This window comes from Corynebacterium sp. H128 (assembly GCF_037482625.1).
In the GTDB taxonomy this organism is placed as follows: Bacteria; Actinomycetota; Actinomycetes; order Mycobacteriales; family Mycobacteriaceae; genus Corynebacterium.
In genome coordinates, this window is record NZ_JBBHKW010000011.1 from 68,429 (window position 1) to 93,072 (window position 24,644).

General features: G+C 58.5%; 22 protein-coding genes. 9 read left to right on the forward strand and 13 right to left on the reverse strand.

From position 1 onward, the window contains the following. Positions 1 to 158: 158 nt before the first annotated feature. From WG915_RS10190 to WG915_RS10205, 4 genes are read right to left on the reverse strand one after another with little or no spacing between them, the layout of a single operon-like run. Positions 159 to 809: an ABC transporter ATP-binding protein gene (locus tag WG915_RS10190; RefSeq protein WP_339565275.1), complete on the reverse strand. Its 651-nt coding sequence runs from the start codon at positions 807 to 809 to the stop codon at positions 159 to 161. Then, positions 802 to 2,376: a dipeptide/oligopeptide/nickel ABC transporter permease/ATP-binding protein gene (locus tag WG915_RS10195; protein ID WP_339565276.1), complete on the reverse strand. Its 1,575-nt coding sequence runs from the start codon at positions 2,374 to 2,376 to the stop codon at positions 802 to 804. Before WG915_RS10195 ends, WG915_RS10190 begins: the two co-directional genes overlap by 8 nt. Then, positions 2,369 to 3,355, reverse strand: coding sequence for an ABC transporter permease (locus tag WG915_RS10200; RefSeq protein WP_445227827.1), 987 nt, complete (start codon positions 3,353 to 3,355; stop codon positions 2,369 to 2,371). The genes WG915_RS10195 and WG915_RS10200 overlap by 8 nt, the downstream gene beginning before the upstream one ends. A gap of 9 nt (positions 3,356 to 3,364) precedes the next feature. Continuing rightward, positions 3,365 to 4,969, reverse strand: a complete 1,605-nt coding sequence (locus WG915_RS10205; RefSeq protein ID WP_339565277.1) for an ABC transporter substrate-binding protein — start codon at positions 4,967 to 4,969, stop codon at positions 3,365 to 3,367. A 406-nt stretch (positions 4,970 to 5,375) separates the two neighbouring features. On the opposite strand from WG915_RS10205, the gene uriT reads away from it, so the two are divergent. The 5 genes from uriT (at position 5,376) to WG915_RS10230 (ending at position 11,178) form a co-directional block, all read left to right on the forward strand. Beyond that, the gene (gene uriT, locus WG915_RS10210) at positions 5,376 to 6,824 is read left to right on the forward strand and encodes a uridine transporter UriT (RefSeq protein WP_339565278.1); all 1,449 of its coding nucleotides are present in this window, start codon (positions 5,376 to 5,378) and stop codon (positions 6,822 to 6,824) included. A gap of 1 nt (position 6,825) precedes the next feature. Next, positions 6,826 to 7,761 carry a uridine-preferring nucleoside hydrolase UriH gene (uriH, locus tag WG915_RS10215; protein ID WP_339565279.1) on the forward strand — a complete coding sequence of 312 codons (936 nt, stop codon included), beginning with the start codon at positions 6,826 to 6,828 and terminating at the stop codon, positions 7,759 to 7,761. A 294-nt stretch (positions 7,762 to 8,055) separates the two neighbouring features. Continuing rightward, a complete protein-coding gene (locus WG915_RS10220; protein ID WP_339565280.1) occupies positions 8,056 to 9,303 on the forward strand; it encodes a flavin-containing monooxygenase in 1,248 nt (415 codons plus the stop codon). 13 nt (positions 9,304 to 9,316) lie between these two features. Continuing rightward, a complete protein-coding gene (locus WG915_RS10225) occupies positions 9,317 to 10,225 on the forward strand; it encodes a hypothetical protein (protein WP_339565281.1) in 909 nt (302 codons plus the stop codon). A gap of 35 nt (positions 10,226 to 10,260) precedes the next feature. Continuing rightward, positions 10,261 to 11,178, forward strand: a complete 918-nt coding sequence (locus WG915_RS10230) for a hypothetical protein (protein ID WP_339565282.1) — start codon at positions 10,261 to 10,263, stop codon at positions 11,176 to 11,178. Here WG915_RS10230 and WG915_RS11640 read toward each other — a convergent pair. The 6 genes from WG915_RS11640 to WG915_RS10255 form a co-directional block, all read right to left on the reverse strand. Next, positions 11,175 to 11,654, reverse strand: coding sequence for a PTS sugar transporter subunit IIA (locus WG915_RS11640; RefSeq protein ID WP_445227823.1), 480 nt, complete (start codon positions 11,652 to 11,654; stop codon positions 11,175 to 11,177). The genes WG915_RS10230 and WG915_RS11640 overlap by 4 nt on opposite strands. 17 nt (positions 11,655 to 11,671) lie before the next feature. Beyond that, on the reverse strand, positions 11,672 to 13,246 hold the full coding sequence (nagE, locus tag WG915_RS10235) for an N-acetylglucosamine-specific PTS transporter subunit IIBC (protein WP_445227824.1): 1,575 nt from the start codon (positions 13,244 to 13,246) through the stop codon (positions 11,672 to 11,674). Positions 13,247 to 13,321: 75 nt separating this feature from the next. After that, positions 13,322 to 14,173 (reverse strand): PRD domain-containing protein, encoded by an 852-nt coding sequence (locus tag WG915_RS10240; RefSeq protein ID WP_339565283.1) that lies wholly within the window; start codon positions 14,171 to 14,173, stop codon positions 13,322 to 13,324. Between the two features lie 281 nt (positions 14,174 to 14,454). Further along, positions 14,455 to 16,035: a cation:proton antiporter family protein gene (locus WG915_RS10245; RefSeq protein ID WP_339565284.1), complete on the reverse strand. Its 1,581-nt coding sequence runs from the start codon at positions 16,033 to 16,035 to the stop codon at positions 14,455 to 14,457. Between the two features lie 37 nt (positions 16,036 to 16,072). Further along, positions 16,073 to 16,666 carry a Type 1 glutamine amidotransferase-like domain-containing protein gene (locus tag WG915_RS10250; protein WP_339565285.1) on the reverse strand — a complete coding sequence of 198 codons (594 nt, stop codon included), beginning with the start codon at positions 16,664 to 16,666 and terminating at the stop codon, positions 16,073 to 16,075. A 177-nt stretch (positions 16,667 to 16,843) separates the two neighbouring features. After that, positions 16,844 to 18,019 (reverse strand): acyl-CoA dehydrogenase family protein, encoded by a 1,176-nt coding sequence (locus WG915_RS10255; RefSeq protein ID WP_339565286.1) that lies wholly within the window; start codon positions 18,017 to 18,019, stop codon positions 16,844 to 16,846. Positions 18,020 to 18,189: 170 nt separating this feature from the next. Between WG915_RS10255 and WG915_RS10260 the strand changes: the two genes are divergently transcribed. Further along, positions 18,190 to 18,765, forward strand: coding sequence for a TetR/AcrR family transcriptional regulator (locus tag WG915_RS10260; protein ID WP_339565287.1), 576 nt, complete (start codon positions 18,190 to 18,192; stop codon positions 18,763 to 18,765). 215 nt (positions 18,766 to 18,980) lie between these two features. Then, the gene (locus WG915_RS10265; protein WP_339565288.1) at positions 18,981 to 20,321 is read left to right on the forward strand and encodes a hypothetical protein; all 1,341 of its coding nucleotides are present in this window, start codon (positions 18,981 to 18,983) and stop codon (positions 20,319 to 20,321) included. Positions 20,322 to 20,340: 19 nt separating this feature from the next. Here the strand turns inward: WG915_RS10265 and WG915_RS10270 are convergent, their stop codons facing one another. Continuing rightward, the gene (locus tag WG915_RS10270; RefSeq protein WP_339565289.1) at positions 20,341 to 21,237 is read right to left on the reverse strand and encodes a hypothetical protein; all 897 of its coding nucleotides are present in this window, start codon (positions 21,235 to 21,237) and stop codon (positions 20,341 to 20,343) included. Between the two features lie 4 nt (positions 21,238 to 21,241). Continuing rightward, positions 21,242 to 21,493: a hypothetical protein gene (locus WG915_RS10275; protein WP_339565290.1), complete on the reverse strand. Its 252-nt coding sequence runs from the start codon at positions 21,491 to 21,493 to the stop codon at positions 21,242 to 21,244. Positions 21,494 to 21,663: 170 nt separating this feature from the next. On the opposite strand from WG915_RS10275, the gene WG915_RS10280 reads away from it, so the two are divergent. Next, positions 21,664 to 22,386, forward strand: a complete 723-nt coding sequence (locus WG915_RS10280; RefSeq protein ID WP_339565291.1) for a hypothetical protein — start codon at positions 21,664 to 21,666, stop codon at positions 22,384 to 22,386. A gap of 127 nt (positions 22,387 to 22,513) precedes the next feature. After that, positions 22,514 to 24,109, forward strand: a complete 1,596-nt coding sequence (locus tag WG915_RS10285; protein ID WP_339565292.1) for a metallophosphoesterase — start codon at positions 22,514 to 22,516, stop codon at positions 24,107 to 24,109. Between the two features lie 360 nt (positions 24,110 to 24,469). Here the strand turns inward: WG915_RS10285 and WG915_RS11645 are convergent, their stop codons facing one another. Beyond that, on the reverse strand, positions 24,470 to 24,628 hold the full coding sequence (locus WG915_RS11645) for an integrase core domain-containing protein (RefSeq protein WP_445227828.1): 159 nt from the start codon (positions 24,626 to 24,628) through the stop codon (positions 24,470 to 24,472). Between the last annotated feature and the right edge of the window lie 16 nt (positions 24,629 to 24,644).

Genomic DNA, 24,644 nt, shown 5'->3' on the forward strand with positions numbered 1-24,644 from the left:
GCAGAAACCCAAGAAAAATCCCCAAATTCCACGGGCTCACGGGGAAGACTTCCCAGCAGATCAAGTCACCAGATCCACCCTGAATAGTGGTGCGGGTCAGCGAAATCTTCCCCGTCTAACCACTCAGAAACCCAAGAAAACCCCCAAAATCCGCAGGTTCACGGGAAAGACTTCCCAGCAGAGCCGATCACCAGATCCTCCATCCGCAGCACCTGGTCTGCGCATGCAGTTAAGAGCCGCTGGTCATGTGAAATAAACAGCACTCCCACACCTGCTGCAGTTTGTGCGCGCAAAAGCTTAACTACGGCCGCAGTGGCAAGTGGGTCGAGAGCCGAGGTTGGCTCGTCGCAGATCACATACCTTGCTCCTTGGGCCATGGCGCGGGCGATGCAGGCTCGCTGCAGCTGCCCATCGCTGACCTGGTCCGGTGTGCGCTCCAAGAGATCCTCGCCAAGCTGCGCAGCCGCAGCAAAGGCTGTCACATCCAAGGGAAGATTTTGTACCAGTAGTGGTTCGGCAATGATCTCGCCCAGAGTCCAGCGCGGATTGCAGGCCGCACGCGGTGACTGATTGATCGTCGCTATGGCGGTAGTGCGCCGGCGGCGTGTGGTTGACACAGGGTGGCCGTCGATAAGCACGCGCCCGCTGGTGGGCTTCATCTTCCCCGCGAGTACCCGCGCGATAGTCGTTTTTCCGGAGCCGGAAGGACCGGCCAGACCAACAAGCTGGCCCGGGGGAATCAAAAGAGAGACATCGGAAAAGTCTGCATATGCCACAGCAATGTCAATTGCCGTAAGTCCCTTAGTCATGACGCAATCCCCCGCTCGGCAGGGCCGCAAGGAGCGCGCGAGTGTACTCGTGCTGCGGCTGAGTGAAAATCTCCGTACCGCTTTCCACGATCGTGCCCCGGTGCATGACTGAAATCTGGTCGCATACCTGGGTTTCCCGCAAATCTTCCAGATCATGGCTAATCAGCAGCACACCAACGCCGGAATCGGCCACGCGCCTTAAAACCTGCAGCAGCGCCGCTGTGAGCTCCGGGTCAAGCGAACTAGTCGGTTCGTCGGCAACAAGGAACTGCGGATCACCGGCAAGTGCTGCCGCGATCGCGACCCGCTGCGCCATACCGCCAGAAAGCTGGTGTGGAAAGCACAGCGCAGCCTCAGCCGGAAGGCTGACGAGGCTGAACAGCTCATCCAGTGTGTGGGAGCCACCGTGACTATCAATCACTTCCTGCACCTGTGCCCCCACTCGGCGGATTGGGCTGAAAGACTGCGCGGCAGCTTGCGGCACAAACCCCAGCACTCCGCCGCGCACCGCGGCAAAGTCATCGGATCCGATCACGAGCCCCTCCCCGCCGACGAGGACGGCGCCACTGACGGTCGCCCCCGTAGGCGCAATTCCGAGAAGCACCTTGCCCAGCGTGGATTTGCCGGAACCTGACTCCCCCACCAATCCATGCACTGCGCCGGGGCGCAACTCCAAGCTGACCGAACGCAAAATCTCCGTATCCCCAACGTTGATCGAAAGCTGCTGCACACCAGTGCCGCCATCAGCTACCGCTTGTTCTGAGGTCACAACACCTAGCGGCGCTGGCTTGCGGCGTTGGGTGAGCGACATCGCAGACAGCGTAGTTGCCAACAACGCCAAGGCCGGGAACAGCAACGTCCACCATGCACCGCGGATCACATCAGCGCGAGCAAGGTCAAGCAAGGTACCAAGGGACGCACCATCAGCGGGAATGCCCAAACCGAGGAAGGACAGCGTGGACTCATGCCACACCGCATGCGGCATGAGCATGATCACGGCCACCGCAGACTGCCCTAGGGCTGCCGGAGCGAGGTGCTTCCGGGTGACCCACCGTGTTCCCGCACCAGCCGAATAAGCAGCATCCACATAGTCCGAAGTACGGGCAGCCAACACTGAAGAGCGCACCACCCTGGCAACCGACGACCAGTGGGTACAGGCGATCGCCAAAATCAACGCAGTCAACGAGCCCTTAAACACGGCCACTACCACCACGGACAGCACCAGCTGCGGCAGCGAATTCACCGCATCATTAATTCGCATGATCACGCCATCTACCCAGCCGCCAATCGATGCCGCCAGCAAACCCACCACAGCCCCCAGGAACGTAGCCCCCAGTGCAGAAATCAGACCGACCGCAAGCGAAACTCGCAAACTCTGGGCGGTGCGGACGAAGACATCGAGGCCGAAGTGATCCGTGCCGAAGATATGACGCACACTCGGCGGCTGGAGAGAAGTTGCGAAGGAGGGGTTGCCGGCGTCGAAAAGCGCGGGCACTACTAAGGCGTAAGAGATGAGCGCTAACAGCACTCCGACGCCAGCTGGATGGGCTTTCAAAAAGTTAAACATCACTCACCCGGGGATCGAGGACCAAGTAGCACAGGTCGCTGGCTAGCGAACCAAGCATGACCACCACAGTGGTGGCAGCAGTAGTAAATGCCAACAGCGGGAAATCCACGGCAATCGCTGATTCCACGGTGGCTTGGGCCAGCCCTGGCCAGGCAAACACGCTTTCCACAATCACAGCGCCCACCACCAGTTCACCGAGGCGCGCACCAATCAAGGTGAGCAATGGCATCAACGAGAGCGGGAGCACGTGGTGATGCAGGATCTTTCTTTCCGGAACGCCCCGCATCCGGGCCCCCAGCACTGCCGGGGATTCCAGCGCTTCCACCGTCGCCTGATGCATGGAAAGCAACGGCCAGGATAGCTGCGAAATGGCAAGCACTACAGCGGGAGCAACGAGGTAGGGACTAACCGTGCCCAACGCGGGTGGATGCCCCACAGGGGCTGCGCCACCTAGCGGGATCATATGGAAGAAGACACCAAAGATGAGGATCGTTCCCAGCGCGTAGACGTATGAAGGCGTGGCGGCAAGGAACACTCCGAAACTGGTGATCAGACGCCCGACCAACCCATGCGGTTTACGGCCAGACCAAAATCCCAACACAAGTGCGATGAGCAGCGTCAACAGCAAACCGACTCCGGAGAGCAACAACGTCCACGGGAGACGCTCCTGGAATACCTCGGCCACCGACTTGTTGTAGACGCGAGACCAGCCGAAGTCCCCCTGCAAGACATTTCCCCACCAGCTCAGCCACTGCTGCCACCAGGGCTTATCAAAGCCGAGCGTAGTTGCGATGACCTCACGTTCTGATTCGGTGTAGCGCCCGTAGCGAGCGCCCAAGTAGTGCGCCAAGGGGTCGAAGGGTGAGACAGCGGCGAGGGCGAATATCACCAGGGTGACCACCACTGTGGTCACAGCGGTGTTGAACAGGCGCACGGCCACCAACCGGCCCACCCCATGCAGGTTGTCTCGGTTACTCAGCCGAGGCACCTAGCTAGTCCACTCAGCGACACGCCACCACGGCCCCCAGGTAGCACCGTGGATGTGGGGTTCCAGCAGCAGGTCCGGCTTGTGCCACTCGTTAACCTGGGAGACGTACACGTGGTCAACATGTGCGAGCATCAGCACGGAAGGGTTCTCCAGCCACAGCTGCTGGGCCTTGCGCCACAACTCATTACGCTTCGTGGTGTCGATTTCGGTGCGCGCCTGTTGCAACACGTCATCGAGCTCCGGGGAACCATAGTTGCCGGGGTTAGCGTATTCGCTGGTGGCTTCGGTGCGTGTGTGCATGTTGGAGTAGGCCATCATATCAACATCGTAAGGGGTGTCACCGCCACCGAGGAGCACTGCTGCCTCATTCATTTTCGGGGTAATCTCGTCCCAGGTTCCAGCCTTTGGCTCGAACTCGATTCCTAGCTTCTTCATCTGCCCGGCGAATTCAATGGCGACATCACGGCGCCCAGTGTCACTACCGTGGTAGTACAACACGACGTGGAACGGCTTGCCGTCCTTGTGCCGTATTCCGTTTGTGCCCTTGGCCCAGCCCGCCTCATCGAGCAGGCGTTCCGCCTTCGCAGTGTCAAGGTTAAATACTGCGCTTGGGTCATGGGCATCACCGTAGATATCGGAGATCAGCGTCCCCAGCGGGGTGCCGTAGCCAGCTAGTGGGCCATCCACGACGGCTTGCCGGTCTACCGCGAGGTTCAAGGCTTGACGAACCTTCGGATCCTGAAGTTCAGGTGTTCCCGGTAGGGAAACTGCGCGCCAGTCCGCGCCTTTCGCCGCATCGACTCGCACGTTCTTGTTGCCGGCAACGGATTTCGCCAGTGCGGAAGGAATCACCGCACCATCGAATTCCTGCGCTGCCACGCGCTGTGCACGAGAAGTATCGTCCGCAGCGGTTGTGATCACCAGCTCCTTCACCGGTGCTGCCCCATCCCAATAGCTTTCATTGGCCTTGAAGATGGTTTCATCACCGCGCTTTTCCACTAGCTCATAGGCACCTGTGCCCACTGGCTGCTGGTTCAGCTCATTTTCGGTGACCTTCCCCTGCGCCACTCGCTCCGAGGGAGCGATGGCATACGTCAGGTATGAGTTGAACTGGGAAAGCGGGTATTGCAGCGTGAACACCACGGTGTGTGAGTCTGGAGCTTGCACGTCCTTGATCACGTTGTAGACCGCAGCGACCTCAGAGCCGGTTTCGGGATCCTTAGCTACGTCATAACTGGCCTTGACATCATTGGCGTCAAAGTCGGTGCCGTCTGAGAACTTGATGCCCTCCTTCAGCTTTACTGTCCACTGCGAGGCATCCGCGTTTGCTTGTGGCAGGTCTTGTGCGAGCGCCGGTTTGAAGTCTGGAATTCTTCCCGGCTGGGTTGGCGCGAGGCGCAATAGGCCGTCGTAGACGGGGCTGACGCCGGCCTGTCCGTATCCGGTGGCCGGGTGGTAGTTGACGTCGGATTCGCCGTCGGCAAGCACCAGGCGGGCGGGGTGTTGCTTATCGACGGCCGCTGAGGTCGCCCCCGGGTCGCCACACGCACTCACCCCCAACCCAGTCAGTGCCAACAGGGTGAGTACGGGAAGCGTACGGCGCATGGTGCCTACTTTCGAAAGAACAATGTTCCTTTAATTCTTACCGGCATGTGCCTGCATTTTCAAATAATCAATTGAATATTTGGACTATCCGCCGGTCGCGGCACCCACGCACCGTGAAAATTACGCACTTACTGCAGTTTTAAGTTGCGAATCCCGCAGATTTCGAGCGTCATGTTCGGTGGGAAACTGGCGTGTCACGGCTGAATTGTCAGCCTGGTGGTTCGGGTGTGGGATCGGCGTGTGCGGGCTGAGCTGGCTGCTGGGAATGGCCATCGGCGGCCGCCACCTAGCTCGGCAACGCCACTCCCCAAATCAAATGCAACACATCCCACTAGAAAACCCCTAGGAACTCCAGGTGAACGGACATATGCTTGAGAGATACTGAATCGATCCACTAGGAGATCTCATGAGTCCGGACTATGCAGTCCCAAAGATTTCCGCAGCCCGCACCGTGCCGCTCATGCTGGCACTACTGGCCGCGGTTTTTGCTTTCCAACTCAACGCGTCCATGCTGTCCCCGGCCCTGGCGACGATGGAGAAGGAACTGGGCACCACCGCCGCTCAAATCGGCTTGAGTCAAACAGCGTTCTTTACCGCAGCTGCGCTATTTTCCTTGTTTCTGCCGCGCTGGGGCGACCTCATCGGGCGTCGCAAAGTGCTCGTCGGCATGATGGCTCTCACTGCCGCAGGCTGTGTGGTTTCCGCCCTCGCCCCAAACGTGGAGATGTTATTTGTCGGCCGCGTGATCCAAGGCGTTGCTGGACCGACTGTGCCACTGTGCCTGATTATGCTGCGGCAACAGGTGGCGAATGAAAAGCAATACGCGCTGCTGCTCGGCATCCTCACGTCGGTTAACGGTGGCATCGGTGGAGTGGACGCGCTGCTCGGAGGTTGGTTAGCTGGCAGCTTTGGCTTCCGTTCCATCTTCTGGGTCATGGCCGGCATTTGCGCGCTTTCGGTGCTGGTAGTGCAGCTCTTCACTGCAGAGTCCACCGCCGAGGAAACCGCGCCAATGGACTGGGCAGGTGTAGCCCCGCTGGCCGTGGCGATCGGCGCCCTCCTCATTGCTTTCAACGAGGCCGGCAAGCTTGCCGACGCCCGTTGGTGGCTCGTGGCTGCCCTAGCGCTCATCGGCATCATCGGCGTCGTGGTGTTCTGGAACGTGGAAAAGCGCGTGGCGCATCCCCTGGTCACTGTTGAGTACCTGGGGCAGCGACGCACCTGGGCGCTTTTGCTCACCACGCTGCTGACCATGACTGGTGTCTTCGCCGTCATGAATGGTTTGATCCCCAACCTGGCGCAGGACGCCGTCAACGGCGCCGGAATGTCTGCCGACGTTGTCTCCTGGTGGACTCTCACCCCATACGCCCTAGCTGGCCTGGTTTTCGGCCCAATCGCCGGATCCGCAGCCGCCAAGCTCGGTTACAAGACGGTGTTGCAGATCGGCCTCCTCGGCACGCTCTTCGGCCTAATCGGCGCTGCAGTGCTCAGCGACAACATCGGCAAGGTTTCCCTGCTAATCATCTCTATCTTTGTGGGCATCACCTATGCAGGCATCGCCAACATCATGCTCAACGGTCTTGGCATCGTGCTCTCCCCCGCAAACAACCAGGGTTACCTACCAGGCATGAATGCGGGCGCTTTCAACCTGGGCGCCGGTATCTCCTTCGCTATTCTCTTCGCGGTGGCTACTGCCTTCGCAGACAAGGGCGGCGGTTACCATGCCGGCATTTTAGCTGGCGCGATAATCCTCGCCTGCGCGTTCGCAACCTCCCTCTTCATCCCGAAACCAGAGACCATTTCAGATACCCTGGCCGCCAAGAAGGCTGCTGAGCTCGCGGAAGGACGCTCATAACATGAAAAAAATCATTCTAGATTGCGACCCAGGCCATGATGATGCCGTGGCAATGCTGCTCGCAGCGGCACACCCGGACATCGACCTCCTCGGTATCACCACCATCGGCGGCAACCAGACCCTGGAGAAGGTGACATACAACGCGAGAGTGGTGGCGACCATCGCCGGGATCACCGCCCCGATCTACGCTGGCTGCACCCGCCCACTGGTGCGTGATGTTGAGGTCGCAGCAGATATTCACGGCGACACCGGCATGGAAATCCACAACTACCCACTCCCCGAGCCGACGGTTTCAGTGCAGGACCAGCACGCCGTGGACTTCATTATTGACACGATCATGGCCCACGAGCCGGGCACCATCACTCTCGTTCCTACTGGCCCACTGAGCAATATCGCCCTGGCAGCCCGCAAGGAGCCACGCATTGTGGAGCGGGTGAAAGAAGTGGTATTGATGGGCGGCGGCTACCACACCGGCAATTGGTCGCCAGTTGCCGAGTTCAACATCAAGATCGATCCGGAAGCTGCACACATCGTTTTCAATGAGGCTTGGCCGCTCACCATGGTCGGTCTTGACCTCACCCACCAGGCGTTGGCAACTCCTGCCGTCGAGAAGCAGATTGCGGATATCGGCTCCGATGTCGCCAATTTTGTGGTCGCACTGTTTGCAGCGTTCCGTAAGAACTACCAGGACGCACAGGGCTTTGATAACCCGCCAGTCCATGACCCGTGCGCGGTGGCTTATGTTATTGACCCGACGGTGTTTAGCACTGTGAAGGTGCCTATTGACGTTGAGCTTTCCGGAGCGCTGACCACGGGCATGACCGTGGCGGACTTCCGCGCTCCCGCACCTGCGGACTGCCACACCCAGGCGGCGGTGCAACTTGACTTTGATAAGTTCTGGGCCATGGTGGAAGCGGCGGTGCGGCAGCACAGTTAGACATAACAAACTGCATAAATTCGCCACCGATGTTCAACATTTTGATGTGTATCCACGCGGGAAAACATCGCGCAGAAATGCGCACTGAGGTGGACTTTTCACACCGAGCATCACATGCTGTTTTGAACAGAAAAATAACGGCGAGCTTATAACTGGCATGCGTAGTCAACTACACAATCTTTGCAACTGTGCGGTAAATTAGGCGATTCTGCACTGCGCGTTCCGGCGCGCTGCCGCATGCTGAAAAGCGGCGCAGCTTTAAGCACACCTCTAAGCACTATTAGAAGGAGCCAGATGTCAGTTGAAAAGGTAGACGTTGTTGTGGTCGGCGGCGGCCAATCAGGAATCGCCGCCAGCGAGCACCTCACCACCAAAGGTATGAGTCACGTGGTCTTGGAAAAGGATCGCTTGGCCGAGCGCTGGCGCACCGGTCGTTGGGATTCCCTCGTAACTAACGGTCCGGCGTGGCATGATCGCTTCCCGAGCAAAGGTCACGCTGCCCACCAGGACAGCTTCGTCCCCAAAGACCAGGTGGCCGACTACTTTGCCTCCTACGCCGACACCCACGGCGGCGATTTCCGCGAAGGCACGAAGGTACTGAGTGTCACGCGGCTTAACGACGGCCGTGGCTTCCTCACCCGCACCACCGCCGGCGACTTCGAATCTACCTATGTCATTGCGGCGACTGGCGCTTTCCAAGTGGCAACCATGCCGCAGGTGGTGCCCGCCGATTCGGGTATCAATCAGATCCATTCCGAGGAGTACCGCAACCCACGCGATCTTCCCGCTGGTGGCGTGTTGGTGGTGGGCTCTGGTTCTTCCGGCGTCCAAATCGCCGAGGAATTGTTGGATGCGGGCCGAGAAGTCTATCTTGCCGTTGGGCCACATGATCGACCTCCGCGGCGTTACCGTGACCGCGACATCATTTGGTGGATGGGAGCCCTGCACCGCTGGGACGATGCGCTCTATGCGCTCGACGATAAGCCCGTCGCCATGGCCATGTCTGGCGCCAAGGGCGGCTTGACTGTGGACTTCCGTGAGCTCTGCAACCGCGGCATGCAGCTGGTGGGACGCGCAGAATCCTTTGCTGACGGCGTGATGCAGTTCGGTGATGACCTCGCCAAAAATATCCATGACGGCGATGCCCGCTACCTCGAGTTGCTGCGTGAGGCGGACGAATACGTGGCGACCAATAATATTGACCTCCCCGCAGAACCAGAAGCGCATCTCATCGCTGAAGATCCGACCTGTTTGACGGAGCCGATCCGCTCTCTGCAGCTTGCAGAGGCTGGCATCTCCACCATCATTTGGGCTACCGGGTTCGCACGCAACTATGACTGGCTCCAAGTTGAGGGCGCCGTCGATGAAAACGGCAACCCGCGCCACCACCGTGGAATCGGTACGGCGCACGGTGTCTACTTCGTCGGTCTGCCCTGGCAGTCTCGACGCGCATCCAGTTTCATCTACGGTTGCTGGCACGACGCAAAATTCGTGGTGGATGCCATCGAGTCCAAGCAGTTCTACCACGCCTATAAATCTTAGGTAACCTGGCCTAATGAAAGGCTTAGTGGCTATTGGCATCGGTACGCTCCTGCTGCCGTTGTGGCGTTTCCTTAGTCTCCCGTTGTGGGCGGACGCGCTGCTTTGGAGCGTGAGCATCGGAAGCATCGCCGTTGGAATCGGCTACGCCATTGCGGAAGCGCCGGCTTTCAACAACAGAACTCGGTGGGTGCTGGTGTGGGCTGGTGCCACCTTAGCGATACTGGGTTGGGCTTCAGTAAACAAAGAGTACCTCGCCCTGAACGCCGGGCTATGCATCATCCTCAGCGCATTATTGGTGGGCAGACGGTGGTGGTACTACGCCGCCGCAGGCATTGTGCTGGCGTTTCTTACCTTCGGCTACTTTGCGGCAGGCGCGTTTGGGGATGCACCGTGGACCTGGCTACTCCTAACATTTGCGGGCCTGGTCCTAGGGCAGCTGCCACGCAACATCGCTGCCGGAAGCGCTCTCGCCCTAGGAACGTTCCTCCTCGCGATTGGGAGTTGGCGAATCTCCCAGCTGCCGTCGCAGTTTGTGGAGGCCTTTGACTTCTTCGAGTCTTTCTCCATCACTTTCGCACTCATGCATGCCGCAGGGCTTATCGTGATCGGGATGCTGATTTTGGTACCATCCTGGCGGCCACTCGCGCGCATCGGACAGCACTGCGTCAGCGTTTACTTTGTCACCATGCTCGCGGCACGCGCGAAAAGCGCCTTTGATACTGGCGGCACGCTCCGGGACGTGCTGATTCCTGACAGATCTGCCCGCTATAGCTCCAGCTTCCTCGACATGTTCACCTCCGCGACTGCGGCTCCGAGCGTGGTGTTGGCGATTTCAGCAGTAGTTGTGTGTTTTCTGGTGGCCTGCCACAAGTCCTGGGGACCAGCAGAGAAGCCCTTTGTCAATCTGGCAACTCACCGCTAATCTTGCTCCCACATGACCGGCTAAGATCAATCCCTATGAAGGGTTTGATGACAATCGGTGTCGGCACACTTTTGCTCGTGGTGTGGCGATTTTTTAGCCTCCCCGGGCTGGGAGAGTTCTTCGTGTGGAATTCCGCAGTTGGGGCGTTGTCCGTCGGAATCGGGTACGCGGTCGCTGAATTCGCTCCCCAGACAAAGGTAGATCGCTTCCGCTTGGTACTAGCAGGTTGCGGCCTCATCGCCTTCGCTTGGCTCACCGGAAACACGATTTACACATTTGAAGACCTCGCTCAGCATGCGGGCATCGCCCTCATTGTCGCAGCTCTGCTTGTGGGCCAATCGTGGTGGGCGCTCGGCACTACCGCCCTACTCACTATTCTTGGCCACGTGCTGGTTACCCAGTTCCACATTTCGCATTCAGATCCGTTTCTACTGATTCTGGCCACTGTGCTCGGAATAGTGATGTTCAAATCCCCTCCTGCGCTGGGGTGGGTGCTCGGCGTCGTCTTCCTGCCACTTGGCTGGTGGCAGCTCAGCGATACCGGTATCTCTTTCATGAGCAACGAGCAATTGGACACATCGGTAGTCACAGCCTCGGCAATGTTGCTGGGAATCGGACTGCTCATCATGAGCGCGATCAGGATGCTGCCAGCATGGCGGCCGTTGGCGTCGATAGGCATGCATGCCGTTTCGATCTACGTGGTCACCATGCTGACTGCGCGTTTCTTCGGAGAAGAGCGCTCTGTCTCCTTTGGCTGGACGATGTACTCGCCGCTCAGCGATGCCGTCCATTTGCCCGCCACCTCGAGTTTCTCAGGCATTCTCGCTAACGCTGTGTCCTGGACCAACCCACTCATCGGACTGGCTGCCCTCGCCCTGTGCGCCCTCGCCGCCACTAGGCGAGGCTGGGGCCCACTCGAAGCACTGCTCGAGCGGGCTTATCGACGCCTCTAGCGCAACGCCACGTGGCAAGCGACATCCTCGCTCGTCGCAGATTCCCGGCACTTGACGGTGACGGAGTCAATCTTCTTCTTATTCGTCATCACCACCGGGATCAGCGGTGACAGGCCTGCCGTGCTGATGCACTGAATGGCAGCGCGAATTACTGGGGTTCCCTGCTTCAAACGTGCGCCTTGTTCCTGGAGGACCTCAAATCCTGCCCCGCCGAGGCGGACAGTATCGATCCCGATGTGGACCAATACCTCGAGACCATCGTCGGTGCGCATCGCGAAGGCGTGCCGGGTGGGAAAAACAGTCACCAGCTCGCCGTCCACCGGGGCGCACACATTCGTCACTTCATTTTCCGGAGCGAGGACGAAACCCGGCCCGATGAGTGCCTCTGCGAAAGCAGGGTCTGGGGCAATATCGAGTTCACAAACTTTGCCGGCGCAGGGAGCGAACACTGCAGTTTTCTTCTTTAGACCAAACATGCAAATGGTTTTCCTACTCAGTTGATGGTGGAGTCTGGGCGGGCCAGCGATTGCTGACGTGCTACCTCGTCGTGGATGAACTGTACCTGAGGCCCGATAATGACCTGGACGTTGTAGTGAGAAGGGCGGATAACTCCGATAACACCGGACTTCTTGATCGCCGCTTCCTCAACCAGCGCGGGCTCATGCACAGTCACCCGCAACCGCGTGGCGCAATAGTCCAGGGCCGCGACATTCGCGGAGCCACCAAGACCGGCAAGAATCTGCCGTGCCTGGCTCGCCGTATCCATGTCGGCGGCATCGTCCGTCTCAGCTGCTGCGCTATCTTCATCAGCCCCGCGTCCAGGAGTCTTGAGATTGAACCAACCAATGAGGCTGTAGAAGACGAGGAAGTAAATACCGAAGTACGCCACTCCCAGCAGCAACAGCATCCACCACTGGTTGGCCAGAGGGTTCTGGGAAGACAACACCATGTCAATCAGACCGGCAGAGAAGCCGAACCCGGCGGTCCAGTGGAATGCTGCGGCGATACCGACGGAGATGCCCGTGAGGATTGCGTGTACCACAAACAGCAGTGGAGCTGCGAACATGAACGAGAACTCCAGCGGCTCGGTAACACCCGTCAGGAAGGATGCGAGCGCACCGGCGAGCATCAGCGAACCGACAGTCTTCCGACGCTTGGCGTCGGCACGCATGACGATGGCCAATGCGGCACCCGGCAGGCCAAACATCATCACAGGGAAGAAACCAGCTTGGTAGCGGCCGATGACGCCGTCGACGGTGCAGGCACCGTTTTCCCAAATGCCAGGGCAGCTGGCAGCGTCGGTGGCTTGCGCCGCGATCGCGATGGTCTCACCGCCGGCAAGGAAGTTGCCGATGTCATTGATGTGGATGACATCGAACCAGAAGATCGAATTCAGTGCGTGGTGCAAACCCGTTGGGATGAGCAGACGATTGATCAGGCCGTAGATGCCGGCGCCCACTGCGCCCATCCCCTGGATCCAAGTACCAAAGTCAAAGAGCACACCGTAAAGCACTGGCCAGACCACGTAGAGGATTCCGGCGAGCACGATGGACAGCAGCGAGGTCAAGATTGGCACTAGGCGACGCCCGGAGAAAAATGCCAGGTAGTCCGGAAGTTTGACGTTGCTGAACCTGTTGTAGACCCACGCCGCCAATACGCCCACGATGATACCGAACAGCACATTCGACGGGCCGACGGCGTCCCAACCATGGGAGGCCCAATCGATTGCGGCTTGTCCGCTGAGCTTCTTAGGATCTTCAATCCCCTGGTAGGAGGCCACCGCTTTAGGGCCAATGAGCTTAGTGACGGTGGTAAAACCGATGAAGGCGGACAGTGCGGAGGCACCATTGGAGTCTTTAGCCAGGCCAAAGGCGATGGCGATGGCAAAGAGCAATCCGAGGTTATCCAGAATTGCGGAGCCAGAGTTGATGAAGACTGCGGCAACGACGTTGTCTGCGCCCCAGCCTTCCGGGTCGATCCAGTAGCCGACGCCCATCAATATCGCGGCGACGGGGAGCACCGCGACGGCACCCATCAGGGCTTTACCGAGCCGCTGCAAAGCGGTCATTATTGCATTCATAACGTGGATTCCACCTCGTTGATTGTTTCGGGAGTGGTTGAAAATGAAGTTTTAGCTGTGGTTTCAGGTGCGACAGCCGTGCAGGAATACTGCGAGGAACGCCGCTTCTCCCTCGATGTCAGCAGGCAGTTCTGTGGCGTTGAGCAGGATGCGGATCACGTCCTCCGCCAAGGACATCTCCACCGGCAACGATGCGGATATCGTGCTGGCGATGGCGTTGGTGCGCATTCTGTCTTCGCGCAGCCTGCGCAGGATGAAGGTCAGGTGCACGGATAGTGGTTCTGCGTTCAGCCTGGGATCGACGCGCAACCGATTCTCCACCAGTGTGCGGGCACGATTGATAGTATTGGCTGTTTCCAAGGGGCGTTTGACTGTCTCGCCAGTGCGGGCCGCGCGCAGGTGTAAGGCGATGAAGGTTGCTTCATCCTCCGGAAGCTGGACACTTCCCAACTGCGCGTTCAAATGGTCCAAGACAAGGCTGGCCGCGAAGAATTCGGCGGGAAAGGCTGCTTTCATCTCGGAGATCAGGGTACTGCGAATGACCTCACCACGGCCGGTGCGTTCGATTGCAAAAGAAAGATGTTCGGACAGGATCACATACACAGATGGGTGTAGTGGCCCGAGGATATCGACGGCGAGGTCAATGCTGGCGCTTGTCACCTCAAGGAGGCGGGGATGGATATCTCCCAAGTATTGGAGCAGATCCTCGTGCTCCTGGCTGAGCTCAATGTATTCTGCCTTCCCCTCCGGATGCCGAGAAGTTTCCGGTAGCTGATCCCCCACTTTTCGACCAAAGCCGATGCCTTTGTCCACGATGACGCGGTTCGCCGGACGGGCTCCGGACTCTGGGTGTGGCGCACCTGCAGCTAGGACGGCATTATTACTCAGCACACGAATGATGCGTAGTTCAGCCATTGCGGTCCTCCTCTGGGGTCAACGCCACCTGCCTGTCAGTGCCGACGGCGGAGCGAGTTGTTCGTATCAGAGAAAATTCACGGTAATGCCTGATCACATCAGTGACACCCGAGGAAGGAAGATACGGTGGTCAGTCTAGCGGGCCAGGACAATAAGAAGAAACCAAATGTGTACTTTCACACATCTCTAAGTACCATAAAACTCGGGTAAGAACAGACGTAGGACTTCACCCCCATGCACGTAATGGTGGCCGGATTAGTGTTCCCAGTGGGTGATAATGCTCAGCGTTCGAGCAGTGCCCGCATAGCCTGATCTGCGAGTTCTTCACCAGCACCGTCGTAAAGGTAGACGGCTACGTCCGCCCCGCCGTCGCGAAGCGCGCTGCAATGGTCCCGCACCTGGGTGGTACTGGCGATGACGGCGGTGGAGTTGGCGGCGCGGATGCCTCGCAACACATGCACGGTGTCATGATGCAGCGGCAGCGCAAGCACAATGAGGCGCGGTGATTGTTCCATTTTGATGCGCCGCCACAATTCAGAGTCGGTCACATCGCCGGCGATGATGCGGTGCCCAGAATCGCGGAGCCGCTCGATACGTTCTTCATCAAAATCGATGCCGTAGACACACAGACCGTATTCCTCACTGAGCCGGTGATAGACGCCGGCACCGACACGGCCCATTCCGAAGACGAGCGCATCAACCTCGCTGATATGGACAGGTCGCTCATCGGGTGCGAGTCGGTGGGCTGGTCGTTCCGGAATCCAGCGCAGCAGCCAGTGCAGCAGGGCTTCTTCCCGGGCCGTCACGAGCGAACCAATAATGAAGCTGCCGGCCACGGCGATCGCCATTATCGACGTCCACGTCCCCGGCAACGCCCCATTGCTCACCGCCACCGCCGTGACGATCAACCCGAACTCGGAGTAGTTTGCCAGCGTCAAACCGGAAAGCGCACTGGTGCGCGCGGACATGCCAACGCGGTGGATCATCACGATGTAGATTGCGGCCTTCGCCAGTAGGAATAACAACAAAATGCCCGCGATGAGGAAGCCGCCGGGCCCCGGCAAGCCGCCAAGGCCGATTTTGATAAAGAAGGCAACTAGCAGCAGCTCGCGGATACTGATGAGGGCGTCGAAAAGCCGCTCGGCCACAGGGTGTCCCGAAAGTACGATGCCCGCGACAAGTGAGCCGAGGGAACCGGAGATCCCCGCAAGTTCGAAGAGTGAATATGCGCCGACAGCGATGCCGATGCCAGTGAGCACCAACATCTCTCGGCGGAACATGCGATCCGGCATGTGCTTGATCAGTGGCCGGAACAGCAGCAGCAGCGGCAACAGTACCGCCCAAACTTCGGGCGTGGAACCTGAGGATACTACGAGAACTCCCACTGCGATGATGTCTTGCAGCACGAGCACACCGATTGCGATGCGCCCCACCGAGGAACCGCTGCGGTTTTGCTCCTCCAACTGAGACATCACGAAGACGGTTGAGGAAAAAGAAGTTGCGATGCCGATATAGATCAACGAGCGCAAATCCAACCCGCTGAGCTCCGCGAATGGCAGCAAGCTCGCCAGACCAAACAAGACGGCGAAGATGAGGGTATTAGCTATTGCGTGACCCGTTGCCGAACCAATCACCCGGGGACCGGCTACATCGCGCGGGTTCAGTTTCAATCCGATGGTGAAGAGCAGCGTGGTCACGCCCAGATCGGCCATCACGTCAATGAAAGGAATCTGTTGTAACCCTATGGCACTAACAACAAAGCCTGCCCCAAGAAAGCCGATGAGCGGTGGTAGGCGCAGCAAAGATGCAGCCAAGCCTCCGACGATAGAAAACAGCAGCGCTATTAGGTACAGGGTATCCACGGAATAAAGATACTAATAATGCGCCGCAAGCGACCACTTAAATCAGGGTGACTGTGCCGTCTTCGATGACCAATGCCTGACCGTCACGCAACAGCATCAGCGGATAGCCCTCGCCATACTTTGACACTATCTCGGCGATCACTGAAATCGGATATGGCTTCAAGGAGCCACAGGCATGAGGCACCACGCAGAATTCAGTGAGTCCGAGCCCCGCACGATCAACCAGCTCAGGCGCCTTTTCCGGCGAGTCCATCAAGGAAATCGGTTCAATGCTCGGACCTGCGACAACTGAACCGGCACTGGTGCCGATATAGGTCAGCCCGGCACGCACCTTTTCCACCAGCAGATCAAAGGCCCCAGTGGTGCGCAGCACGTGGAGCAGATCAAAGGTTTCGCCACCGGCGACATATACGCCATCAACACTCCCCAAGACCTCGCGAATCTGCCCTAAAGGCGTATCGGCGACTGCTAAGTCCACGATCTCAAATCCCTGCTGTGTTAGGGCCTCGCGTTCGGCACGCACCCACGGGGCATCGCCATAGCTGCGGGCGGCATCGCCAATGTAAGCAAGGGTGCCGGAAGCGTATTCAGATAAACGTGGGTGCAGGAATGAGGTGAGGATGAGCTTCATGATGTCGAGCCTACCCATTGATGGTAGAAAGTGATGCCGATTACAGTAGAGGGCGAATCCTCATTCATTTGTCGCACCCGGCGCTTGCCCGGGAGTTTAGAAATGAAAGGCGACCCTCTCCCGAGCCATCAGCATCAATGCGGGAATACGCGCTAGTAGCGATGCCACTCCGAACAGCTAGCGGAATGCGCCGATGCCGGTGATCTTCTTGCCCACGATGAGGGACTGGATGGACTCTGTGCCCTCGAAGGTGTGCATGGACTCGATATCCACCATCTGCCGAATCACGTTGTTTTCCAGCAGGATTCCGGAGCCGCCGAGCAGGTCACGAGCCTCAGCAGCTACGCGGCGGGCCGCACGAGTGTTATGCAGCTTGGCCAATGAGGCTTGCTGCGGCACAATATTGCCACTTGCATCCAGCTCTGCCATACGACGGCAGAACAGCGCCATCGCCGTGATGTCTTGCAACATGTTGGTCAGCCGCTGCTGGATCAATTGATTCGCGGCGAGCGGGCGACCGAATTGCATCCTTTCGAGGGCATGCTTGCGGGCCTGCTCATAGCAATTCATTGCGCTACCCAGCGCCATCCAGGAGACGCCAGAGCGGGTAGCAAAGAGCACGGAAGCAGCATCCTTGAAGGAATTGGCATTGGGCATCCGACAGGATTCCGGCACGCGCATATCATTCATCATGATTTTGACCTGGGGAATCGGTCGAACTGAGACCTTGCCGGTTATTGGTTCCGTGGTGTAACCAGGCGTATCTTGTGGCACGAGGAAGCCTCCCACTTCGCCGTCATCCATGCGCGCCCACACCACGGTGAGACCCCCGATTGCGCCGTGGCCAATCCAGTATTTTTCGCCGTTGATGATCCAGTCATCCCCATCACGGCGCGCCGTGGTTTCGAGCGCCACAGAGTCAGAACCATGGTCAGGTTCGGTGAGACCGAAGCTGGCAAGCTTATCGACGTCGGCAAGCGCAGGCAGCCACTCGTCCTTTTGCTCTTCACTGGCGCAGTACGCAATGGAACGCATGACCAGCCCAGCCTGGATGGCCAAGAAGGTGCACAGCGAGACATCGCAGCGGGCGACCTCCATGAGGACTAGGCCAGCGGCAAGTGGTGACATTTTCTCGCGTCCGGGTACGTCGAGTCCATCATTGACCAAACCCAGCTCACCCAAACGCTTGATCAGGTGCAGCGGATACTCGGCCTTTTCCCACGCATCATTGACTTCCGGCTGGGCTTCTTCACTAAAGGTGCGGGCTCGCTTCCAAAAATCCAGGTCTGCACCAGAGACATCAGAGAAGAGAGCGTAGAAATCTGTGGCGGGGTCGAGTAATTCGTGGGCCATGTGGGAGCCTTTCGTGGAAGCGAGCGACTAAGGGGGCAATGCGAGCTACTGCGCGGCCAATTCACACTTTTAGCGAATGGCCGTTAGCCTAAAGTGTGATCCAGGACTCATTCACTGTCAAGGAGTTTCTGACCATAATTGAAAAGACACCCCCACACGCAAAGGACGCCATGGTTCGCCCACCACGCCGCAGCCAGATTTATGAAGCTGCCATCAAGCTTTTCGACGAACGCGGATTCTACGGCACGAGCATGGAGGACATCGCGCAGGCGGTGGGGATTCGCGCCTCCAGCATGTACAACCACTACCCTTCCAAGCAGGAAGTTCTCGCAGATATTTGCGTCTCAGTGACCGAACAGCTCCTGCGAGATCACGCGGCCGCCATGGCAGGGCTCACCTCACCCACAGCAAAAGTGGTGGCCAGCATGCGCAATCACGCCCGCTTTCACGCAGACAATGCCGCGCAAGTACGAGTGGGACACCGGGAGATCAAAGCGCTACAAGAACCACATTCCAGCATCGTGCGCCAACTGCGTCGCGACTACGTGCAGCGCTGGGTATCCATTATTAACGATGGCGTGGCCGCCGGGGAGTTACACACCACAGAGTCCAAATTGTCAGCCTTCCTCCTCATAGATATGGGCACCGGGATTGCTAACTGGTACCGACCAGAGGAAGAGCGCACCCTCGACGAACTCTGCGAAATTTATGAAGCAATAGTCAGGAGGGTGCTCCAGGCCACCTAGCCCCTCATCTAACGATTCCGCACGAATGGTGATTCGTCGCCGCTTCCACGGCCTTCCCCTTAGACATAGCCCGCGAACGTGCCGATCACTGCTCGAGCAACAGGGGGCTTAATCCTTATCTTGCGGCCAAGAACCTCCAAAAGGCCCCGCCCACCGAAAACGCCGGATACCATAGGCCCTATCACCGTCCCCATAGCTACCGACGAGGAACCGCCATGCGACGTACTCCCCTATCCGTGCTGGTGTTGGCCTCCACACTTGCTCTTGCCAGTTGTTCCGCTAACGATGCGGCCTCTCCGTCCGGTGCCGACAGCACGGCCGCGGGCCAAGCAGGCAATGAATCCACTGCTGCCAGCCCCACTCCCGGTGCCCAACTCGCCGACGCTTATGAGAAAGTGCTGGATAACCCCGACGCGTACCAATTCAATAAAACCGACCCATTCCAGCCCGCGGGCACCTATTCTTATGCTCTCGCAGAGGCCACTGGCGACGACTCCCCCGAGCTACTGATCCGCGCCGACGTCACAGATTACTTTGCTCCAGTTTCTGTATTTACTAAGCCTGAACAGGGAGAAGTGGTTAATACCCAGGACGTGCTTATTAGCGGAGTAGCATCCGCTGGCGGCAGCAGGTCAGCTGTCATGGTCTCCGCCAGCGGCCAGGGGCTGTACCAAAGCGTGTGGCATTCGCTCAGGCCCAACACGACGCTACAACAGTTCGTGGTGGCAGACCGCAAACTAACCAAGACTGGCGACGAAACCGAAATCCCCTTGAAGCTCCTTCCGGACCCCGAGCACCGGGAGGTCAAGTGGATCCCGGCATCAGATCGCAGTGCCCTTGCTGAGCTACGTGGCGGAACTGGCGTCGTGAGCCAGCAAGCCAGCGCCCCTACTCCGCAGGGCGAAGCCGGGGAAAACTGCGGCACGGTCGGCGCAGTGAATGTTCACGCCGGCACTGCGGCCACCTCCTGTGGGTTCTCCAAAGCAGTAGCAAGCGCCGTAGCTGCCTCTCCGGAGCGAACTGGGGCGTTTAGTGTGCAAGCAACCAGCCCCAGCAATGGACAGAACTACTCCATGAACTGCACTGCAGCCGAAGGACGCATCAGCTGCACGGGCGGAAATAATGCCCTGGTAGTTCTGACCCCCGCTACCGCGGATCAGGTTGCGGCATCCTCCTATGAATACGCCTTAGAGGGCACCGTGGTTGCCAAAAGCACCGCCGAGGTACTCAACGGCAAAACCCCGCCGAACAATGAGAGCCCGAACAACGAGTACCTCATGCTGATGTTCGACGCACCCCAGGAAATCACCGGAACAAAAAGTGGCTCACCTGGGAAAAGCACCACGCAGTCCGCGACCTACCTGGCGCTGGGGGACCACGAGGAGTCGCCCTACGGAACCCCGGAAGATACCACCGGGCCATGGCGCCCCTACGTGGGCAAACGCGTCCGCTTGAGCATCAACAGCGACTCAATGTGGTACCAGTCAGACGCCAGCTTGCCCTTGGGCGGCCCCCGCATCGCACCAACAGGGAACTACTCCATCGAGGAGCTCTAGGCACCCAAGCGGCATCACTTTAGGTCTGCTCGCCGGAGGTCTCCTCCGGCTGTTGATCTCTGCGGTTCTCCCACTCGCGTTTGATTCGCTCCGATTTCTTATGGTTGCGAATCGCCATGATCGCTAAGAAGATGCCAACGATAACGGGCACCCACACTTTCGAGTACTCCATGAGAAAGAGCACCCACGCTGGCAGTTCTGGCAGCTGCGGGAAACTTATCCCCGGTAGCGACCAGTGCGGATAAGGCAAAGCAATATAGGGCGGTTTGGGTAGTTCCGGTAGCTCCGGCAGCTTCGGCAGCTTCGGCAGCTTCGGCAAGGAAATCTGCGGCAAATTCAGGTCGGGGAGGAAACCTAGAATCCAGGTGATCAGCCGGCCCACCAGCGGGCCAAGGACGAGAACGGAAATCGCCCAACCGCTCTTCCCCAAGCCTGCGAGCAGTGGGAATGCCATCCGTTTGAAGGAGCTTTCTGCCATCGCCTGCTTGCGTTTTGCGCCCCGGGATCCCGGAGGTGGATCAAATTCCACGATCTCCGCGCCCTCGCGGTAGCTGATGGAGAGAATCTCGTCGAAAGCACTGCGCACGAACACAAGTTGCGGTTTCCCGGGGATGGTTACCGCATCACCGTCGGCAAGCTTGCTCAGATCTTTCTCCTGCAGCGGAAATTTTGCTTTGGGAACCTTCTTTATCCGGCTCATCGGAATGCCTGCGACTTTGATTTGAACACGGGCGGGCGGGTTGCGAACCCAAGCAGTCATGCGCTGTTTCAGGTTCGCATCGGCATCCAAGTGAGTGAAGGGCTTCTCCGAGGGCGCGGCAGGCCAGTCAGGATAGTGCTCTCGGAATTCCTCATCAAAACCACGTTCGACCTCAATCAGGCCCAATTTGGGGTGGTTAAGCTGCCAAATCTCCATCGGATTACACCTTTTCCTTCCGGCCACCCAGCCACTCCCCGGCCGCAGCCAACAGCGTAAACAGCAGGAGGTAGATCAAGGCTCGATCGTCAAAGTACAACCGCATCGTCAAGAAGAATGCAACAGCCAGCAGGATCGGGAACGACGCCGTGGGGCGAAACTTGCGGGCGTCGATGAAGCCCGCGCTTATCGACGTCACCGCCAAGGCAGCCACAATTGCCCAGCCCAACGCGGGCGGATCAATGAACAGCTGCATTACTGGTGGCAGCGCCAAAAACACTGCTAACAAACAAAGTGGAATCCCCCACTCTTTTGGACTCCGTTTTCCTTTGGGATGCGACTCGGCGGCGTTCATTCCCGCCATCTTACGTACCAGCTCGATAACATCACTCGCCGACTAATAGATAGCTTGTTAGTCTCCGATTCATGAACACTACTGATCGGAAACCGTTCAGCGTCGTCGCTGGTGTGCTCGCAGTAGCGGGGCTCGCGCTTTCAGGTTGCGCCGACTTGCAGTCTTTGCGGCCTGCAGCACCAAGCACAACAACAGCCACTGAAACTATGACCTTAACTACGCAAGCGCAGAGTCCGCTTGTGGCGACTCCGGACGTCGCTAAGCACAGCCCCACACAGCCTGCTGGTTTCGCGGGGCGTGCGCCGCACAACAAGGAGATCCCGGTTGAGGCGCTGGAGTCGGTGTGGGTGCCGGAGCTGTGCGAAAACCCCGCCGGCAACCTGGTCGGTGGACGCCTGCCGACTGACAACCGCGGCACCCATCAGCTGGTGCGGCGCGATGACAACTCCCCGCTCGGCGGCTACACGGACATCAATGGTGATGCTAAAGACGAGGCGGTCCTGGCCTACAACTGCGACATGGGTGGCACTTCCTGGCCAGATACGCTGCTGATTTATGACAATGACCTGAACTTTGTGGCCTCGTATCGAGGCTGGAACATCAACGGCGCCGAGGCATACAAGGCGTCAGTTCAGGACATCACATGGGATGCGAGCAACCTGCATGTGCAGTGGATCGGGGTGGCGAGTTCTCCCGGCGCGATGCCATCGGTGATGCAGGTGAACAGTGAGCTAGAGCTGGTTGGTAATACGCCGACGCTGACGAACTTGGTGGCAACCCCGTACCAGCCTTAAGCATCGCCACGTTTTCCCCGGTCCAGAAGTTTTCACCTCATATTCACCTGAACTTATCCCTCCGGCCTGCTGCGGGGTTTAGGTTTCATTCGTCCCCTCTGTACTTGTTGAACAATAGTGAGATGAAATGAAAAGAATCCCGGCGTTGATCCTGGCTAGCGCGTTGTTTGCGTTCCCAATCCCTGCCAGTGCCCTCAGCAGCTCCGACATTTTTGGCAGCAGCGGCTCCTTGAGCAGCGACACCGGCACCACACCGACTGGCTCCGGCAACCAGGCCTATGCGACCGACACCACCCGTCCAGTGCTGTGGCAGGAAAGCTTCGACGATGTGGACACCACGAGTGGCTTCAACAAGCAGGGTCCAAGCGGGTTCTCAGTAGCCACCAACGAAATCAAGTCTGGCGAGGAGCGCTGGAAGGGCTGGACTTGGACGAACACTCGCGATTGGACCTGGGCGGTGGGCACCGAGGAGCGGCACTACTTCACCCGCGGGGATGGTTCCTACGCCGTGGCGGAATCCAAGCATCACCGCATCGCAGCTCCCGAGGAAATGAGCACCACGCTGCGCACCCCGGAGATCCCGCTCCAGCCGGGCGCTGCCTTTGAGTTCGATTCTCACTACAAGCAGGGTTCCGCAGAGAACTTCGCACAGGTCACCGCCCACTACAACACTGGCGCGACCCAAGAACTTCTTAAGCTGGATGCCACCAAGTTCTCCTCCCACGAGGTGCTGCCACTGGATGCTCCAGCCGGCGCAACGAGTGTTCATTTCACCTTCGACTACGCCAACGCCCAGGATGATTGGTTCTGGGCCGTCGACAATCTGGCGCTGACGCAGCCACTGGGGGCCAGCGCCGACAAGCCGAGCGCGATTATCGACGTCCTATCCGATACTCACGGTCACACCGAAAAGTACGCGCGGGCCATGAACACCCTGAACTCGCAGCCGGACCCGGCCGGGGCGATCGTTTTCAACGGCGACTACGTGGATGTCGGCGCGCAAGAGGACTACGACGCCTTCATGGCGGATCGCAAGGCGTACCCACATGCCTCGGGGCGCGAATACTTCACCATCGGCAACCATGAGATGCTCGGCCAAGAAGGATCCGATGTCTACCTGAAGCGCTTCCTGGACATGACTGGTCAGGAGCACGTGTGGCGCGAGGAAATCGTGAACGGCCAGCCGATCATCACCATCTCCACCGAGCACTACGAAGACCGGCTGCGCGAAGGCAAAGAACCCTACGTTGTGCTGTCTGAAGAACAGCTCCGATTTATCGACGAGCGCCTGGGATACTGGGAAGCCCAAGGCACACCGGTCTTGCTCTTTTCCCACCTCGTCCTGCCGAACACTGTGTCGCTGACACACTCGGCTTGGTACGGAAATGACTTCGCCAGCCTGAATGACTTCTCTGCCGTGGTGGGCAAATACCAGAACGTGGTCATGTTCACCTCCCACACCCACGCTTCCTTTGATCTCGAAGACTGGTGGGGCGTTTACCGCGACGATGCCACCGGTAACCACGCTGGCTTCCCAGTCGTGAACACCGGTGCGCTCCTCAACAACACAATGCCCGACGGCGACCACGACGAATACAAACTGGATGGCGATAACTCCACTGGTCTCCGCGTTAAAGTCTTCGGCGACCGCGTCCGGGTGGAAGCTTGGGACTTCGTGACCGGCACGATGATCAAGTACCAGGACTTCGCACGGAAGGCCTAGCGCGTATAGCGCGTGGCTGCTCGAGCCCGTATTGTTCTGGATGCCGCAGTTGGGGAGCAGAAGAAAACCCATGCAATGAACCACCCCGGATTGCTAACTAGATTAGAGCCCTCGATTTTATTGCTTCTGTTCGACATATGGTGGCGGCATATTCCGCTTCAACTTCCAACGGTGTACGACAGCCGAGGTTTTCGTGGAGTCGGTATTCATTCGTGCTCAGCCCGTAGACGACTTCAGCCAATGCATTTTCGTAGTAAAATCACTGACATTTTTCGTGGATACCTCACTTCAACTGCCGGTGAGCGCGCTTTTAAATACTGCTGACGCGTCAATAGCATTGAAGTGCCCCGGGTTTTGTTCCTAGGCGTTTGCCTTGATTTCTATTATTTCTTGTTCTGGGCTACTCACCCAAAATTCGTGCTCGACCTCAGCCGGCGTACGGTAGTCCAGGCTTTGGTGAAGTCGTGACTCGTTCCACCACGAAACCCAGTCCAACGTCGCGATCTCAACATCAGCCACGTCGGCCCACGTCCGC

Bases quoted from the DNA above. Each gene is read 5' to 3' on its own strand.
- WG915_RS10190 (WP_339565275.1), bottom strand. From the start codon at position 809: ATGACTAAGGGACTTACGGCAATTGACATTGCTGTGGCATATGCAGAC.
- WG915_RS10195 (WP_339565276.1), bottom strand. From the start codon at position 2,376: ATGTTTAACTTTTTGAAAGCCCATCCAGCTGGCGTCGGAGTGCTGTTA.
- WG915_RS10205 (WP_339565277.1), bottom strand. From the start codon at position 4,969: ATGCGCCGTACGCTTCCCGTACTCACCCTGTTGGCACTGACTGGGTTG.
- uriT (WP_339565278.1), top strand. From the start codon at position 5,376: ATGAGTCCGGACTATGCAGTCCCAAAGATTTCCGCAGCCCGCACCGTG.
- uriH (WP_339565279.1), top strand. From the start codon at position 6,826: ATGAAAAAAATCATTCTAGATTGCGACCCAGGCCATGATGATGCCGTG.
- WG915_RS10220 (WP_339565280.1), top strand. From the start codon at position 8,056: ATGTCAGTTGAAAAGGTAGACGTTGTTGTGGTCGGCGGCGGCCAATCA.
- WG915_RS10225 (WP_339565281.1), top strand. From the start codon at position 9,317: ATGAAAGGCTTAGTGGCTATTGGCATCGGTACGCTCCTGCTGCCGTTG.
- WG915_RS10230 (WP_339565282.1), top strand. From the start codon at position 10,261: ATGAAGGGTTTGATGACAATCGGTGTCGGCACACTTTTGCTCGTGGTG.
- WG915_RS11640 (WP_445227823.1), bottom strand. From the start codon at position 11,654: ATGTTTGGTCTAAAGAAGAAAACTGCAGTGTTCGCTCCCTGCGCCGGC.
- nagE (WP_445227824.1), bottom strand. From the start codon at position 13,246: ATGACCGCTTTGCAGCGGCTCGGTAAAGCCCTGATGGGTGCCGTCGCG.
- WG915_RS10240 (WP_339565283.1), bottom strand. From the start codon at position 14,173: ATGGCTGAACTACGCATCATTCGTGTGCTGAGTAATAATGCCGTCCTA.
- WG915_RS10250 (WP_339565285.1), bottom strand. From the start codon at position 16,666: ATGAAGCTCATCCTCACCTCATTCCTGCACCCACGTTTATCTGAATAC.
- WG915_RS10255 (WP_339565286.1), bottom strand. From the start codon at position 18,019: ATGGCCCACGAATTACTCGACCCCGCCACAGATTTCTACGCTCTCTTC.
- WG915_RS10260 (WP_339565287.1), top strand. From the start codon at position 18,190: ATGGTTCGCCCACCACGCCGCAGCCAGATTTATGAAGCTGCCATCAAG.
- WG915_RS10265 (WP_339565288.1), top strand. From the start codon at position 18,981: ATGCGACGTACTCCCCTATCCGTGCTGGTGTTGGCCTCCACACTTGCT.
- WG915_RS10270 (WP_339565289.1), bottom strand. From the start codon at position 21,237: ATGGAGATTTGGCAGCTTAACCACCCCAAATTGGGCCTGATTGAGGTC.
- WG915_RS10275 (WP_339565290.1), bottom strand. From the start codon at position 21,493: ATGCAGCTGTTCATTGATCCGCCCGCGTTGGGCTGGGCAATTGTGGCT.
- WG915_RS10280 (WP_339565291.1), top strand. From the start codon at position 21,664: ATGAACACTACTGATCGGAAACCGTTCAGCGTCGTCGCTGGTGTGCTC.
- WG915_RS10285 (WP_339565292.1), top strand. From the start codon at position 22,514: ATGAAAAGAATCCCGGCGTTGATCCTGGCTAGCGCGTTGTTTGCGTTC.